This is a genomic window from Tardiphaga sp. P9-11 (assembly GCF_008329525.1).
Lineage (GTDB): Bacteria > Pseudomonadota > Alphaproteobacteria > Rhizobiales > Xanthobacteraceae > Tardiphaga.
In genome coordinates, this window is the sequence record NZ_NPKQ01000009.1 from 39,382 (window position 1) to 55,764 (window position 16,383).

The following is a 16,383-nucleotide window of genomic DNA, read 5'->3' on the forward strand; positions in this document are numbered from 1 at the left end:
TTCCTAGATGAGCTCGCGCGCGAAAGCGCGCGTCAACCAGTCCATGAACACGCGTACCCGCGGCGAGAGCTGGCGATTGCGCGGATAGAGCAGCGACACGGGCGACGGTGTCGGCGGATGTTGCGGCAGCACCTCGACCAGCGTGCCATCGGCCAGTTCACCCTTGATGCGATAGCGCGGCACCTGCACCAGACCGAAGCCGAGTTTCGCCATCGCCGCGTAGTTATCGGCGCTGTTCACGGTGATCGCCACCGGCAACGTGACATAACGCAGCGTGCCGTTATCCTGAAATTCCAGCGGCAGCACTGCGCCTGTTGCCGAGGAATGATAGCCAACCATGCGATGGCCTTCGAGCGCATCGACGGACAGAGGCATACCCACGCGCGCGAGATAGGACGGCGCGGCGCAGGTGACTTCATCCATCATGGTCAGCCTACGCGCCACCATGTCGCTGTCGCGGAGTTCGCCGACACGCACCACGCAGTCGATGCCCTCGCGGATGAGATCGACCAGCCGATCGCCCTCGCTGAGATAGAGCTGAATATCAGGATATTCGGCGAGAAAGTCGGGCAGATGCGGCAGCACGAAACTACGCGCCAGCGTGCCGTTCATATCCACCCGCAACGGCCCTTTGGGCTTGGCGCCACAGAACGCGCTTTCGGCGTCTTCGAGATCGGCAATCAGCGTCAGGCAGCGCTGGTGATAGGCCTCGCCATCCAACGTCGGCCGCACCAGCCGCGTGGTGCGCTCCAGCAGTCGCACGCCGAGCCGTGCCTCGATCTGCTTCACGGCGTCGGTGACGGTCGAGCGCGGCAGGCCGAGATCCGCAGCCGCAGCCGTAAAACTGCGCCGCTCCACTACCCGGATGAACACCCGCATCGTCTCGAAACGGTCCATTTCTTTGTTCGTTAAATTCGAATTGTGATGTCAGATAATGCATCATTATCCGGATAATGGAATAGCCTAAATTTCTCCCATCACGGCGGCACTGCCAGTCGGCCGCCTCATCGAGGAGAAGCGAAATGACCAACCAATCCAATAAAGTAGCCATCGTGACGGGCGCATCCCGCGGCATCGGCGCAGCCATCGCCGAGCGGCTGGGTCGCGACGGCTTCACGGTCATCGTCAATTACTCCGGCAATGCCGCGCCTGCCGAAGCCGTCGCACAGAAGATCGAAGCCGCAGGTGGCCGCGCGCTTACCGCCAAGGCCGATGTCAGCGATCCTGCCGCGGTGCGCGGCATGTTCGATGCGGCGGAGACCGCCTTTGGCGGCATCGACGTGTTGATCAACAATGCCGGCATCATGAAGCTCGCCACATTCGCCAATGCTGACGATGCGTCGTTCGACCAGCAGATAGCGGTCAATCTGAAAGGCACGTTCAACACCATGCGCGAGGCGGCGAAGCGGCTGCGCGATGGCGGCCGTGTCGTGAATTTCTCCACGGGCGTCGTCGGCACCAAGCTGGAAACCTACGGGATCTATGCGGCCACCAAAGCTGCAGTCGAAACCATGACCGGGATCATGGCCAAGGAAATGCGCGGTCGCTCGATCACCGTGAACGCCATCGCGCCCGGCCCGACCGCGACCGACCTGTTTCTGAATGGCAAGTCACCGGAACTGATCGAGCGTTTCGCCAAGGCGACGCCAATGGAGCGTCTCGGCACCCCCGAAGACATCGCCAATGCCGTTGCCTTCCTGGTCGGCCCTGAAGGCGGCTGGATCAACGCCCAGGTGCTGCGCGCCAATGGCGGGCTGGTCTGAATTTCCCAAATGCAAAACGGCGGCCATCGAAGATGCCCGCCGTTTCATATTCATAATGACGATGCGTCTCAGGACTCGGCGCGGCCGCTCTGGATCACGACGACGCGGCTGCCGATCTTCACACGGTTATAGAGATCGACAACGTCCTGGTTCATCAGCCGGATGCAGCCGCTGGAGACAGCATGGCCGATGGTCTCGGGTTCGGTGGTGCCGTGGATGCGGAACATGGTGTCGCGTTCGCCCTGATAGAGATACATCGCGCGCGGCCCGAGCGGATTATCGATGCCGCCCTCCATGCCACCGGCCATCTTGCGATAGCGCGCAGGTTCGCGGTTCATCATGTTTTCCGTCGGGGTCCAGTGCGGCCACTCGGCCTTGCGCTTGATCACCGCAGCCCCGGCAAAAGCGAGGCCGGCCTTGCCGACGCCGATGCCATAGCGCATCGCCTTGCCATCGCCTTCCACGAGATAGAGATGCCGTGCGGCTGTATCGACCACGATGGTGCCAACGGGCTCCTTGGTCCGGTACGCGACGCGCTGACGCAGCATCGCCGAATCGATTGCGGAGACGTCGATGGCCGGCAGTGTGTGGCCGCCGTCATTCAACTCGGCATAGCTGGCGGACGGACCGCCAAAACCGGTGGACGACATTATCCCACCGCTGCTTGCACACCCCGCCAGCAAAGCGGGCAACATCAAAAGCGCCAGAAGGCGCAGCCCGCGTGATCCACCAAAACCTGTCATTCCCAACCCTTGCTGCAACGCGTCCAACCCGGACGACCTGCATCTCATACAGGGCTGAGCGATCAAATCAGGCTCAACAGCATGTCATTCGGCTGATGGAACAGGTCTGTGCTGCACTTTGCGCGCCGCTGTGGTGATCGCGCCACAGCGGCGGAGGCGCACAAATAACCTCAGGTTGAAGCTCCCCCTTTGAGGGTCGGCGAGCGGGCAACACGAGCCTGCCCACGGAACCGCAGCAGCTATGCCCGCTGATGCGTGCCGAAGCGCTCCACCATGGTCTCGCTGGCCGTGTTGAGACCGATGACATCGACCACCGCGCCATGACGACGCAGTTTCAGCACGATGTCGTCCCACAACTATCAATACGCGGACGACCGCTACAAACCCGCTCGCATAATGGGATCTATATCACGTCCGTTAGGAGGACGAGGTGTTCGATGAAGTACACGCGCATTGTAATGCGAAGCACTTGCAGCTGGATTTCACGGCTTGCATCGTTGTGATCGGCATATTAGAGCACACAGCCGCGTAAGACTTCGCGTCACCCCAACGAGATTTTCAGATGACAAGCGTTCGCAGTCTTGCGCAAGGCAGCATTGCCGTTGGCCTGCTGGTCCTCGCGATGAAATACGCCGCCTATCATCTGACCGGCAGCGTCGCACTGCTGTCCGATGCGATCGAAAGCATCGTCAATGTCGTGACGGCAATCGTCGTTCTGCTTGCGACCACACTGAGCGCGAAACCGGCAGACGACGATCATCCCTACGGGCATCACAAGGTTGAGTATTTCTCGGCCGTGCTCGAAGGCGTGCTGATCGTGCTCGCCGCGATTCTGATCCTGCGTGAAGCCTATCAAGGCTACCTGGCGCCGCGCCTCGTCGAAGCGCCCTGGGTCGGCCTGCTCGTCAACGCGGCGGCGAGTATCATCAATGCCGGTTGGGCTTGGGTGCTGATCCGGCAAGGTCGCATTCACCGCTCACCTGCCCTCGCAGCGGACGGCCGCCATTTATTGTCCGACGTGTATTCTTCAATCGGTGTTCTCGGCGGCGTCGGAGTGGCAGCACTGTCGGGGATCGCGGTCCTCGACCCGATCCTTGCGGCGCTCGTCGCGCTCAACATCCTGTGGGCCGGTTGGGGCCTGATGAAGGAGTCGCTCAGCGGATTGATGGATGAGGCCATCCCGCCAGCCATGCTCGCGAGCATCAAGCAGACCATATCGGCCCATGCCGACGGCGCCATCGAGGCGCATGACCTGCGCACCCGCCGCGCCGGCAGCATGACTTTTATCGATTTCCATCTGGTGGTGGCAGGATCGACCACCGTGAGTGCCGCGCACGACATTTGCGACAAGCTCGAGACCGCGATCCGCCAGGAGATCGGCGAAGCTCTGATCACCATCCATGTCGAACCCGACGACAAGGCCAAGCATTCCGGCATCGTCGTTCTATAAATTTCGGGTCACTTCGCTCCCCCAACGGCTTTGACAGGTTCCGCCCACGTGTTAATCGGGAGGCGAGGATCGATCCCGTGACACATGTTTCGCGCAAACGCTGGTTTGGGGCCGTGGCATCTTTGGCCGCTGCCTATGCGCTTGTGCTCAATGTCGTGCTGTCCAGCTTGTTGCTGGCGGCGATCTCGCCGACCGCACAGGCTGCAGGCTTCGAGCTCTGCCTCACCCATCCCGACCTTGCCGCATCCCCCGACGACGCCGGAAAGACCACCGGCGCTCCGGCGGTGCATTGCCCAGTCTGCGTCGGCACCCATGCGCCGGGCGCCCCGCCTGCCTCCGCGACTTTCCTCATCTCGCGCATCGCCATTGCGATCACTCCCGTTGCGGCTCCCGACGATCGCATCGTCGCGGAAACCGCAACTTCTGACCACCGGGCCCGCGCACCACCGCGCCTGAGCTGACGTTCCATGCCGTCAGACGCCGCGCATCCGCGCGCGCGTTGCTCAGTTCAATCCCGGTGGAGTTTCACCCATGTTATCCGTTTCCAAGCGGCTGCGCAGAACCCTGCTCGCCTCCGCGGCCACGCTCATTCCGAGCGTGGTATCGGCCCAATCGGCTCCCTTCACATCGCTGCCGGCGGTCACCGTCGATGCGCCCGCGCAACCGCGCACCGCTGCTGCGCGCAAGCCACGCCAAACTCAAATTGCGCCAAACGCCCGCACTGCGCACACCGCCCCTTCGGCAACGCCGGCTCCTGTCGGCGCGCAGGCACCGAACGTGCCGGGCGCACTCACTGTGCTCACCGCCCAGCAGGCACTCCGCGACATCCAGCAGACACCCGGCGGCGTCGCGCTGGTGACGGCAGATGCGTGGCGAACATCGACGCCGTCGAACACCATCAAGGACATCCTCGATTATGTGCCCGGCGTGTTCGCTCAACCAAAATGGGGTGACGATACAAGGCTGTCGATCCGCGGATCGAGCCTGTCGCGCAATTTCCATCTGCGCGGCGTGCAGCTCTATATGGACGGCATCCCGATCAACACCGCCGACGGCTATGGCGATTTCCAGGAGATCGATCCGACCGCCTATAAATATGTCGAGGTGTTCAAAGGCGGCAACGCATTGCGCTTTGGTGCCAATTCGCTCGGCGGCGCCATCAATTTTGTGACGCCCACCGGCCGCGATCCTTTTCCGAACGGCGCGTCGGTCGACATGGGCGCTTTCGGCTTCCGTCGCCTGCAGGCCAACACCGGCGGCGCCAATGGTCCGTGGGACGGCTTCATCACGGCCTCGACGCAATCCGCCGATGGCTTCCGCGATCACAGCTATGGCGAGGCCACCCGCGTCAGCGGCAACGTGGGTTACCAGTTTTCGCCGGATTTCGAGACGCGCTTCTATCTCAATGCCAACAGCGTCCGTCAGCGCATTCCCGGCTCGGTTAGCAAAGACAGCGCGCTGAACTCACCGACCACGGCGGCGGCCAGCAACCTCACCGGCGACCAGCAGCGCAATATCGACACGGTGCGCCTCGCCAATAAGACCACGATCCGTCTCGACAACACCACGATCGATTTCGGCGTCTTCGGCGTCGACCGGCACCTGATGCACCCCATCTTCCAGTATCTGGATTACAGCTATCAGGACTATGGCGGCTTCGCGAAGGTCACCGACGACCGCACTATCGGTGGCTATCGCAACGTATTCGTCGCCGGCGTCAACGTGATCAACGGCCGCATCGACAACAACCAGTACGTCAATGTCGGCGGCCAGAAGGGCGCGCTGACGTCGTCATCGATCGACCGCTCGAAGAATACATCGGTCTATGCTGAGAATTCGTTCTATGTGCTGCCCTCCGTCGCATTGATTGGCGGCACGCAATTCCTCTATGCCACGCGCAACCGTCAGGATCGTTTCCTGAGCGATGGCGACCAGTCGGGCGCGACCGAATTCAACCTGTGGAGTCCGAAAGGCGGCGTCCTCTGGAATATCGATCCGACTTGGCAGGCTTACGCGAATATCTCGCGCAGTGCCGAAGTCCCGAGCTTCGGCGAGAGTTCGAACGGCCCGGGCATCCCGACCATTCCCTTCACCAGCATCCGGCCGCAGCGCGCCACCACCTATGAAATCGGAACGCGTGGACGGCGACCCGACCTGACATGGGAGCTGACGGGCTATCGCGCCAACATCACCGACGAATTGCAATGTATTTATAGCGCCTTCGGCAATTGCAACGTCACCAATGCGGATCGCACCATCCATCAGGGCATCGAGGCCGGCCTTGGCATCGCTGTCTTCAAGGGCATGTTCGACGCGGGTCCGCAGCCGGACAAGCTCTGGCTCAACATGGCCTATACGTTCAACGACTTCCGCTTCGACAATGATGCAACTTTCGGCAACAACCTGCTGCCGGGCGCGCCGCGGCACTATCTGCGCGCGGAATTGCTCTACAAGCATGCCAACGGCTTCTATCTCGGTCCCAATCTCGAATGGGTGCCGGAATCCTATTATGTCGACAGCGCCAATACGCTGAAAACCGAGCCCTACGCGCTGCTCGGCCTGAAAGCCGGCGTCGACAATGGCGGCACATATTCGGGCTATATCGAAGCACGCAACGTGCTCGATACCCGCTACATCGCCTCCGCAAGCATTCTCAATCAGGCCACGGCGACATCACCGCTGTTCGAACCCGGCACCGGCCGCGCGATCTATGCCGGCGTCAAGGCGAGGTGGTGAAGATGACGAAATCAGCTATGCTTCCATTCACGAAAGGACGTTCCATGACCAACCGCTCCACGCTGTTGCTTCTCACTGCGCTGGGCGCAGCGGCCACGCCGGCCCATGCTCATGTCTTCGTGCAGAGCGGTCCGGCCACGGTCGGCGGCTCCTACCGCGCTGTGCTCGCCGTGCCGCATGGCTGCGGCACCTCGCCGACGACGAAGATCACCGTGCAGATTCCCGAAGGCATGATCGCGGTGAAGCCGATGGCGAAGCCAGGCTGGACTATCGCCGTGAAGAAGGGCGCCTATGCGCAGTCCTACGATTTCATGCATGGCCTGAAGGCGTCGGAGGGCGTGAAGGAAATCACCTGGACCGGGAAGCTCGACAACGACTTCTATGACGAGTTCGTGTTCTCGGCCTATCTGCCTGCCGCATTGAAGGCCGATGCACCGTTGTATCTGCCCACACTACAGAGCTGCGAGCAGGGCTCGGAGGAGTGGGCGCAGATCCCGGTTGCGGGGCAGGATCCGCACAGCCTGAAATCACCGGCGCCGATCGTGCGCCTTGCGGCGGCAGCGCCTGATAATGCGATGGCGCAGATGTCCGGCATGGTCCATGCGGGCGACCTGATGATATCGACGCCCTGGACACGGGCGACGCCGCCCGGGGCAAAGGTGGCCGGCGGCTATCTCACGGTGACCAATGGCGGCAAGACCAGCGACAAACTGCTCGGTGGCACCTTCACCGGCGGCAGCCGCATCGAGGTACACGAAATGAGCATGAACGACGGCGTGATGAAGATGCGCCCGCTCAATGACGGGCTCGAGATCAAGCCCGGCGCCACGGTGAAGCTCGAGCCCGGCGGCTATCACCTGATGCTGATGGATCTCGCCAAGCCGCTCGCCAAGGGCGACAAGGTGAAGGCTCAATTGCAGTTCGAGAAGGCCGGCAAGGTGGATGTCGAACTCGACGTCAACGCCGTCGGCGCTTCGGCACCGGCCGGCGGCGGACACGCGCACTGATCGCATCGAGATCTCGCGCACCGCACATCTTGCGGTGCGCACGATGTCCATGACGAGGCCGCGATTGTGTCGGGCGTCTCGATTCGGATAGTTTGCAATTCTGGGCTATCCAATTTTTCGTCAGCGCCGCAACAGCCGCACATACCATCCAGACCATTGTCACAGACTACGATTCCACCTGGCGTTAGTGCAGCCGGGGAGCCTTCAGCATCTTCGAACGGTCTGTAGATACCAACTCGACATCAAACGTATCGCCACCGCGATACAACGTCAGCGGCACGTCGACACCAGCGGTACCGAGCGCCCAGAGTGCGCGATAAAATTCGGCGGAATCCGATACCTCTTCGCCATTCACGGCAAGAATTACATCGCCGGTCTTGAGCTCGGCCCGCGCCGCAGGCCCCTTCCTGGCGATCCCGACCACGACAACCTTGTCCTCGACCTCCGCGGCATAGAGCCCGAGCCAGGGCCGCGCCGGCTTGTTGACGCGACCATGGGTCTTGAGGTCGTCGAGAATCGGCTTCAGCAGATCGATTGGTACGACCATGTTGAGATGCTCGTTCTTGCCGCTATGCTCGCGCTCAATCTGTAGCGAGCCGATACCGATCAACTCCCCCTTGGCGTTGATCAGAGCGGCACCGCCCCAGTTCGGATGCGCCGGATGTGTAAAAATCGCGTCGTCGAGCAGGTATTCCCAATAGCCGGCGAATTCCTGGGTCGCAGCGATCTTGCCGGCCACCGACCGCGTGCGCCCGCCGACGCCGCCGATCACCACGCGATCGCCGATCTTCGCTGCCACCGAGTCGCCGAGCGGCAGCGGCGCGATATCGATCTCGCCGAGCGCCTGCACCAGCCCGAAGCCGCTCTCTTGATCGACGCCGAGCACCGTCCCCTGCACCACGCGACCGTCGCCGAGATGCACCCAGATCGTTTCGGCTTCGGTGATGAGATAGCCGATGGTGAGAATGAGACCGTCACCGATCAGCACACCGTTGCCGGCGCGCTCGGTGCCCAGCGTCTCCGAGGTAAATGCATCTTCCGGGATAATGCAATGCAGCCCGACGACCGCATCCAACGCCTGTTCGAGATCGAATCCGTAATCTTCTGCGCGCGGCTGCACACTCGGGGGCACTTTCCATTCGGTCAGTGAAGGCATGCAAAATCTCCTTTGTCCGGAAGCGCCAGTTCCCCGCCATATAAGAACCGATCGCCGCCGTGGAAGTCCAGCCCGTGAACTTAGCGGCCCTGCGGCGTTTGGTTACGCACCGGGACGTTTTACGAGCCACTCCAGCAGCACCGTGTTGATCTCGCGCGGATAGCAGTGACTGAGATCATCGATCTCACGGTAGGTGACGTCGGCGCTTGCAATCGTCAGGGCCTGCTGCGCTTCCCGCGCGGTCTGCACCGGAAACATCCAGTCGAGGCGACCATGCACGAGATAAATCGGCAGACCGCGCAGGCGATCTGCATCGGCAAACTGCGCCATCAGCGGATGGAAGGTCGAAGCCACCGGCGCCAGATGGGTGAACGGCGAATCTGCACGCAGGCCGGTGACGTAACAGAACGTGCCGCCATCGCTCATGCCGGTCAGCAAGAGTTGCGTCGGATCGATATGCCAGCGTGATTGCACGAGATCGAGAATGCGCGAGAGATTCGGCGTATCCGCGTCGTCGCCCATCAGCGCCCAGGTGTTGCCGATCGCCGTCGGCGCGATGAGAATCGCGCCAGCGCTGCGCGCATCGGCGAGCCAACTCCACAAAAAGGCGCCGCCGTTGCCGCTGCCGCCATGCAGCGCCATCACCAGCGGCCATGCACGATCCGGCGTGTAGGTTTCCGGCACATACATTGAAAAACCGCCGCGACGTCCAGGTTCGCCGTCATGAACAATGCCGGTGTTCTCGGCCGATGGTGACGCCAGCCGTTCGAGCAGCGCCGTGTTCTCGCGCTCGTCAGGCGGAAGAAAGAACGTGCTTACAGGTGGCAACCGCGCGACCGTCGCATAGAGCGCCTCTTGTGCGCGCGTGGCGTGACGCAATGCACGAAAGACCATCGGCAGATCGCCACCGGGCTGCCGGGCGGCACGCAGGCCGGTAAAGGCTGTCAGCGCCGCGTCGCTCGCCGCATCGAGATGCGCCCGCAGGTCCGCAAAATCATCCGGCCATGTGTTAAGACTGGCGCGCACCGCCTTGAGCGCCTGATCGGGTTCGCCGATCGCGTCCATCACTGCGTCAAAGGCTGGTGGATGCAGATTGCGCGCAACGAATTGCAGCGCCTCCAGTGATTGCAGCAAAGGTGGCAGCAACACCACGATATCGTCGACGACTATGTCGCTCATCGGAAGCTCCGGGCAAATCGTTTGGCCCCATCAATCCAGGACCGAGCGAGAGGCCAGAGACCATACTGATACGACGGCAAAGCGGCCATCTCCGCACCCGGCGAAAGATCTGTCGGCCCCAATTACAGATCACCCAGATCACATCACCTCCAGCACAATCGCTGCATTGCAGCATTGAAATACCGTAGACTTATCGATTTTGTATACATATACAAAAATTTATGAGCATTAGTCCGATCGCCGCCAGGCCCTACTTGAGAGACGAAGTTTATACGGCCTTGAAAGTTAGGCTGGGGGTGCGCGCGGCCGGCCTCACAGCCCCCTTGCGGCTTCGAGAAGAGGAGCTTGCGGCGGAGCTCGGCGTCAGCCGGACTCCCGTACGCGAGGCCATGCGCAGGCTCGAACAGGAAGGGCTGATCACGTTTCGCCCGCGCCGCGGCGCACGGCTGATGCCGACATCGCTGCCGGAATATCTCGAATGGCTATCGATCCGGGAAATGTTGGAAGGTCTGGCCGCACGCGAAGTGGCCCTCAACGGTGCGGCTAATATCGCGCCCCGTCTGCGGGCCGTATTTGCCGATTTCGATGAAGCCGGCGCGCTGGCACGCCCCGCCGAATATGCAGCTGCCAACACGGCCTTTCATGCGCTGATGATCAAAGAGAGCGGCAACGCCCTGCTCAGCAAGACATGGGAGTCATTCGGCCATCTGAAAATGGCGGGACTGCGCTTCATCGAGCGTCTCAATCGCGGCTCGCAATCGTTTCATGAGCACCACGACATCATCGACGCGATCGCACAGCGCGATCCCGACCGCGCGGAAATACTCGCGCGACGGCACGTCCGTTTGCTGCGCGACCAGGCAGCGGCGTCGTTGAAAGAATTCGACCTCCACGAACAGAATTGAGACCACAACATGATCTTCCTCACTTTTGCAGCCGCTGACGGATCGCATCTGGGCCTCTTGATCGATGACAATGTTCTCGACCTGACGAAGGCATGGCCGGGTGCAGGCCAGGTCTCCGCGCCGCGCCATGTCGGCGATCTCGCCGAAGCCGGCGAAGCGGGGCTCGCCATCGTGCGTGATCTCGCATCGGCAGTGAATGCCGCAAACCTCGTAGCGCGGGCATCGCTGACGCTGATGGCGCCGATCCCGCGGCCGAAGAAGAACGTTTTCTGCGTCGGCCGCAATTACAAGGATCATATCGACGAAGGTATGCGCGCGCAGGGCAAGGCGCCCGCCCCGCTGCCAAGCGTGCCGGAATTCTTCACCAAACCGCCGACCGCCGTGATCGCTTCAGGTGAGACGATTCCACAGCATGCCAATGTCACCGAGCAGCTCGATTACGAAGTCGAGCTCGCTGTCATCATCGGCAAGCCGGGCAGCAACATTTCCGCGCAGAACGCCTTCGATCATGTGTTCGGCTACTCGATCATCAACGATATCACCGGTCGCGACATGCAACGCCGTTACGGCCAGTGGTTCAAAGGCAAGGGGCTCGATCGCTCCTGCCCGTTCGGGCCGGTTGTGATCCATGCGTCGGCGCTGCCGAATGTTGCCGACCTTCGGATTTTCAGCACGGTCAATGGCGAAGTGCGCCAGGATAGCCGCACCAGCCGCATGATCTTCGATATCCCGGCCATCATCGAACATCTGACGCGCGGTCTCACGCTGGAGCCCGGAGACGTGATCGCCACCGGAACTCCGTCAGGGGTCGGCTATGCGATGACGCCGCCGCGCTTCCTGCTCAAGGGAGATCGCGTCACAGCCGAGATCGAAGGCATCGGCATCCTCTCCAACAACATCGTGGCCTGACACGGCTCTGCACTCATCAAAGCAAGGACAACGACATGAGTGATTCCAAGACATTCCGCGTGCAGCGCGCGACATCGGATTTTCGCTGGCCGAACGGCGCTCGCATCGGCATCGTCTTCAATCTGGCCTATGAAGCCTGGTCGCCCGGTAAGGCACCGGGCATCGGGCCGATGGGCAACGTGTTGCAGCCCGGCTTTTTCGATACCAACGCACATTCCTGGGCGAGCTACGGCGCCGTGCGCGGCATCCAGCGCCTCACGCGCATCGCTGCCGCAAACGATGTGAAGACCAGCATCATGGTCAACGGCGTGCTGGCCGAAACCCATCCGACCGTGCTGAAGGAGCTTCATGCCGCCGGTCACGAGATCGTGGCGCATTCCTATGGCATGGATGTCATCCCGGTCTATTTCGACGAGGCCGGTGAGCGCGCCAATATCCGCCGCACCGGTGACCTTATCGCCGCCGTCACCGGCGAACGTCCGAAAGGATGGATCAGCCCACGTGGCACCGGAAGCCTGATTTCGCCAAAACTGCTCGCTGAGGAAGGCTATGTCTGGTTCGGCGACTGCAATGACGACGACCTGCCCTCGATTATCACGCAGAAAGATGCGCCGGAGCAGCGCATCGTCGGCATTCCGCTGACGATGGACGTGAACGATCTGCCGCACAGCATCCGCTACGGCAATGCGCCGGCGACGCTGATCGATCAGTTCCGCGCCATCCTCGACAATGCAAGCCAGGCCGACGCGGCACCGTTCATGCTCGATGTCACCGCGCACACTCATGTGTTCGGTCGCCCGGCAGGTGCGTGGGTTTACGACGCCATGATCAAGCTGGCGCGCAAGCGCGACGATGTCTGGATCGGCACGCGTATGGAGATTGCGGAATACGCGCTGGCGCAGGGCCGGTGGTTCAAGGACGAGGTGTTCTGAACCACACCCGTCGAGGAGGCGCAAAAGCCTCCCGAAAAGACATCGAGGAGGAATATCATGACGCACTTCTTCAAGCGCGCATCCAGCGCGGTCGTCATCACCGCAGCGCTGCTGACGGCGATTGGTCCCGCGGTCGCCCAGCAGCCCTACCCGGCACAGCCGGTGCGCCTGCTGGTCGCTTTCGCGCCGGGCGGCCCCGCCGATATCATCGCGCGCATTGTCGGACAGAAACTGAACGACCTGTGGCGCGAACCCGTCGTTATCGAGAATCGCGGTGGTGCCGGTGGCAATATCGCGGCTGGCGCGGCTGCAAGGGCCGAACCCAATGGCTATACCGTGCTGGTGACAACAAGCGCATTCGCCGTCAATCCGAGCCTGTCGGCAAAGGCCGGCTATTCGCCGGATGAATTCAAGACCGTGGCGGTCGCGGCGACCACGCCCAATCTGATCGTCGGCGCGCCGAATCTCACAGCGTCGACCTTGCGCGAGGTGATCACCTCTGCCGCCAAGGAAAACCTCACCTATGGCACTGCCGGTGTCGGCACCACGCCGCATCTGTCGGCCGAAAAAATATTCAAGCTCAACGCCAAGGCCAACATCGTGCATGCGCCATTCACGGGTGCAGGTCCCGCGCTAAATGCGGTGATGGGCGGTCACACACCTCTGGCCAGCGTCGCCTTGCCCGCAGCGATGGAGCTGGTGAAGGGCAAACAGGTCAAGGCGCTGGCCGTAACAAGCCGCGAGCGCATGCCATCGCTTCCGGATGTCCCAACCGCGCGTGAACTCGGACTGAGTGACGACGAGGATGCAACCTGGGTCGCATTCCTGGTGTCGGCCAAGACGCCGCAGACAGTCATCGACAAGCTCAACGCCGACGTGAACAAGGTGCTTGCAGATGCAAGTGTCCGCGAACAATTCGACCGCATCGGCTTCGCGGCCGTTGGCGGTTCGGTGACCGACTCCCAGAACTATGTGCGCGGAGAGATCACCAAATGGGGCGATATCATCCGCAAGCTCGAGCTGAAGCAGGAATAGCGATCTTGGCGTAGCGCCCGACGCCGCCTACGGATCCAGTTCGGTATCCCAATAGAGATAGTCCAGCCAGCTGCCATGCAGATAGTTCGGCGGAAACAGCCGGCCATTGCGATGGAGCTGGTGCACCGTCGGCGCGAACGCCGTCTGGCGTGGGAACATGCGCGCCTGCTGTGTCGTCATGTTGCCCTTGCGGAGATTGCAGGGCGAGCAGGCCGCGACGACATTCTCCCAGGTGGTCTGGCCGCCCTTGGAGCGCGGGACGATGTGATCGAAGGTCAGATCGTCATGCGAGCCGCAATACTGGCAGGAGAAGCGGTCGCGCAGGAAGACGTTGAACCGGGTGAAGGCGGGATGCGTCGTCGGCTTCACGAACGACTTCAGCGACACCACGCTGGGCAGCTGAAATTCGAACGAAGGACTCCGCACCGCGTGATCGTAGAGCTCTACGATATTCACACGATCGAGGAACACTGCCTTGATCGCGTCTTGCCACGACCAGAGAGACAGCGGGTAGTAACTCAGCGGCCGGAAATCCGCATTGAGGACCAGAACCGGCCAACCGCCTTGCGAGACATGTGCGTTCAAGTAACGCTCCTGACCCCCACATATGGCTGCGAAGCAACCCGTCTCCACATACTACAGGCAGCGTGACAGGGTTGTGAAGGGCATAGGGCAGATCTTGTCCCCTCACAAAAGCGCCGTGTTGGGTCGCTTTTCTGGGAACTGCGGGTGGTCTGTCGCAGCGCCTGCCGCTAAACCCCGTGGCGCGCGCCCGGTTCGCGGCCGCAAATACCGGACGCTGCCCGATGGTTCCTTCCTCCCGCTATCTCGAGGCCCCGCAACGGCTGCGTGCCTTTGTCCGCGCGCATGAAACAAGTCTTGCGATTCTGGCTGCGCTGATCGGCGTGATCGGAGGGCTCGTGGTGGCCGGCATGAGCGCTGCGGTCAGCGTTCTTCACGCGGTGTTGTTCAATCTGGAATGGGGCCAGCGGCTCTCCAGCCAGTTCTGGATCGATCCGGTACGCGCGATTCTGGTTCCCACCTTTGGCGGGCTGTTGCTGGGCGTCGCCTTCCTGTGGCTTTCGCGCTGGCGACCGGCCCGCGAGGTCGACCCCATCGAGGCCAACGCGCTCCACGGCGGGCGGATGTCGTTCCGCGGCAGCATCATCGTCGCGCTGCAAACCGTGTGGTCCAGCGGCGTCGGCGCCTCGGTCGGCCTCGAGGCCGGCTACACCCAGCTCGCCAGCGGACTCGGTGCCTCCATCGGGCGCGCCTTCCACCTGCGCCGCGGCGACCAGCGCGTAATGGTCGGCTGCGGTGCGGCGGCCGCAATCGCCGGCGCATTCGGTGCGCCTCTGGCCGGCGCGTTCTATGCCTTCGAACTGGTGATCGGCGGCTATACATCGGCGAGTCTGATGCCGGTCGGCGTTGCCGCGGTGACCGGCTACTTCGTTGCACATGCCTTTGATCCACTATCGCTTGGCGTCGTTGCCGGCCGATTCGGTGACGTGCTCGGCCATGATCTCGCAGTGGCCGCCCTGCTCGGCGTCTTCGCTGCGACCTTCGGCATCGGCATCATGCGCGTGGTGGCATGGACCGAAGCACTGCTCACCAAAATCAAATTATGGCCGCCAATGCGTCCGGCGCTGGGCGGGCTGCTGGTCGGCTTGATGGCACTCCTGACGCCGCAAGTCATGGCGTCCGGACATGGCGCGCTGCATTTCGGCGGCATGACGGCCTATCCCGTCGCGCTGGTCGCCTTCGTGATGGTGCTGAAAACGCTCGCCTCGATCGTCTCGCTCGGCACAGGTTTTCGTGGCGGTCTGTTTTTTGCCACGCTGTTTCTCGGCGCGCTCGGCGGTCATCTATTCGCGGTCGGCTTCAATGCCACCGGCATCGGCTTCACCATCGATCCCGCCGTCTACACCATCATCGGCATGAGCGCGCTCTCGGCCTCGGTGATCGGCGGGCCGCTGACCATGTCCTTCATCGCGCTCGAATCAACCGGCAATCTCTGGCTCACCACCGCGGTACTGGTCGCTGTCATCATCTCCACCCAGATGACGCGCGAACTGTTCGGCTACTCCTTCGCCACCTGGCGCCTGCATCTGCGCGGCGAGACCATCCGCAGCGCCGCTGACGTCGGGTGGATCCGCGATCTCACCGTCAAGCGCCTGCTCCGCCCGGACGTGCCGACCGTCGACTCCACTATGCCGCTCGACGAATTTCGCGAGAAATTCCCGCTCGGCTCGAAGAATCAGGTCGTCGCCGTCGATCCCGAAGGCCGCTATGTCGGCCTCGCCATCGTCGCTGAAGCGCATTCACCGGATGTGGCCGCGTTCCGTCTGGACAGCCTGCTGCATTGTCGCGACGTCGTGCTGCATCCCGACATGAACATCCGCGACGCCATGGTGGTGTTCGAAGGCGCTGAAGCAGAATCGCTGGCCGTGGTCGAGGCAGGAAGCCACCGCGTGCTCGGCACGCTGTCAGAAGCCCACGCGACGCGCCGTTATGCCGAAGAGTCCGAGCAGCGCCGCCGCGAAGCGATCGGCGAGATGTGACGATCCT

At 62.2% G+C, this 16,383-nt stretch carries 15 protein-coding genes and 1 pseudogene; 10 read left to right on the forward strand and 6 right to left on the reverse strand.

Annotated features, from left to right (window positions below; genetic code table 11):
- Positions 1-3 precede the first annotated feature (3 nt).
- Positions 4-897, reverse strand: a complete 894-nt coding sequence (locus tag CIW50_RS23285) for a LysR family transcriptional regulator (RefSeq protein WP_149533560.1) — start codon at positions 895-897, stop codon at positions 4-6.
- Between the two features lie 125 nt (positions 898-1,022).
- On the opposite strand from CIW50_RS23285, the gene CIW50_RS23290 reads away from it, so the two are divergent.
- Positions 1,023-1,763, forward strand: coding sequence for an SDR family oxidoreductase (locus CIW50_RS23290; RefSeq protein WP_149533561.1), 741 nt, complete (start codon positions 1,023-1,025; stop codon positions 1,761-1,763).
- A gap of 68 nt (positions 1,764-1,831) precedes the next feature.
- Here CIW50_RS23290 and CIW50_RS23295 read toward each other — a convergent pair whose 3' ends face one another.
- Both CIW50_RS23295 and CIW50_RS29395 read right to left on the reverse strand, forming a co-directional pair.
- The gene (locus CIW50_RS23295) at positions 1,832-2,413 is read right to left on the reverse strand and encodes a L,D-transpeptidase (protein WP_246664428.1); all 582 of its coding nucleotides are present in this window, start codon (positions 2,411-2,413) and stop codon (positions 1,832-1,834) included.
- Between the two features lie 332 nt (positions 2,414-2,745).
- Positions 2,746-2,856, reverse strand: a pseudogene (locus CIW50_RS29395) (STAS domain-containing protein); the annotation flags it as partial.
- 212 nt (positions 2,857-3,068) lie between these two features.
- Here CIW50_RS29395 and CIW50_RS23300 point away from each other — a divergent pair.
- From CIW50_RS23300 to CIW50_RS23315, 4 genes are all read left to right on the forward strand, one after another.
- A complete protein-coding gene (locus CIW50_RS23300) occupies positions 3,069-3,956 on the forward strand; it encodes a cation diffusion facilitator family transporter (protein ID WP_149533563.1) in 888 nt (295 codons plus the stop codon).
- A 77-nt stretch (positions 3,957-4,033) separates the two neighbouring features.
- Positions 4,034-4,417, forward strand: a complete 384-nt coding sequence (locus CIW50_RS23305; protein WP_149533564.1) for a DUF2946 family protein — start codon at positions 4,034-4,036, stop codon at positions 4,415-4,417.
- Positions 4,418-4,487: 70 nt separating this feature from the next.
- A complete protein-coding gene (locus tag CIW50_RS23310; protein ID WP_149533565.1) occupies positions 4,488-6,692 on the forward strand; it encodes a TonB-dependent receptor family protein in 2,205 nt (734 codons plus the stop codon).
- Between the two features lie 44 nt (positions 6,693-6,736).
- On the forward strand, positions 6,737-7,699 hold the full coding sequence (locus CIW50_RS23315) for a DUF1775 domain-containing protein (protein ID WP_149533566.1): 963 nt from the start codon (positions 6,737-6,739) through the stop codon (positions 7,697-7,699).
- A gap of 184 nt (positions 7,700-7,883) precedes the next feature.
- On the opposite strand, the gene CIW50_RS23320 is transcribed toward CIW50_RS23315, so the two are convergent.
- Positions 7,884-8,855 (reverse strand): S1C family serine protease, encoded by a 972-nt coding sequence (locus tag CIW50_RS23320; protein ID WP_149533567.1) that lies wholly within the window; start codon positions 8,853-8,855, stop codon positions 7,884-7,886.
- Between the two features lie 102 nt (positions 8,856-8,957).
- Complete coding sequence (locus CIW50_RS23325) at positions 8,958-10,034, reverse strand: carboxylesterase family protein (RefSeq protein ID WP_149533568.1); 1,077 nt, start codon at positions 10,032-10,034, stop codon at positions 8,958-8,960.
- 221 nt (positions 10,035-10,255) lie between these two features.
- Here CIW50_RS23325 and CIW50_RS23330 point away from each other — a divergent pair, with 221 nt between their 5' ends.
- From CIW50_RS23330 to CIW50_RS23345, 4 genes are read left to right on the forward strand one after another with little or no spacing between them, the layout of a single operon-like run.
- Positions 10,256-10,939, forward strand: coding sequence for a GntR family transcriptional regulator (locus CIW50_RS23330; RefSeq protein WP_149533569.1), 684 nt, complete (start codon positions 10,256-10,258; stop codon positions 10,937-10,939).
- A gap of 9 nt (positions 10,940-10,948) precedes the next feature.
- Entirely contained in the window at positions 10,949-11,848 is a 900-nt protein-coding gene (locus CIW50_RS23335; RefSeq protein WP_149533570.1) for a fumarylacetoacetate hydrolase family protein, read from the forward strand.
- A 35-nt stretch (positions 11,849-11,883) separates the two neighbouring features.
- Positions 11,884-12,780 (forward strand): polysaccharide deacetylase family protein, encoded by an 897-nt coding sequence (locus CIW50_RS23340; RefSeq protein ID WP_149533571.1) that lies wholly within the window; start codon positions 11,884-11,886, stop codon positions 12,778-12,780.
- A gap of 57 nt (positions 12,781-12,837) precedes the next feature.
- Entirely contained in the window at positions 12,838-13,815 is a 978-nt protein-coding gene (locus CIW50_RS23345; RefSeq protein WP_149533572.1) for a Bug family tripartite tricarboxylate transporter substrate binding protein, read from the forward strand.
- 27 nt (positions 13,816-13,842) lie between these two features.
- Here CIW50_RS23345 and CIW50_RS23350 read toward each other — a convergent pair whose 3' ends face one another.
- The gene (locus CIW50_RS23350) at positions 13,843-14,400 is read right to left on the reverse strand and encodes an HNH endonuclease (RefSeq protein WP_149533573.1); all 558 of its coding nucleotides are present in this window, start codon (positions 14,398-14,400) and stop codon (positions 13,843-13,845) included.
- Positions 14,401-14,621: 221 nt separating this feature from the next.
- Here CIW50_RS23350 and CIW50_RS23355 point away from each other — a divergent pair, with 221 nt between their 5' ends.
- A complete protein-coding gene (locus CIW50_RS23355) occupies positions 14,622-16,376 on the forward strand; it encodes a chloride channel protein (protein WP_149533574.1) in 1,755 nt (584 codons plus the stop codon).
- Positions 16,377-16,383 lie beyond the last annotated feature (7 nt).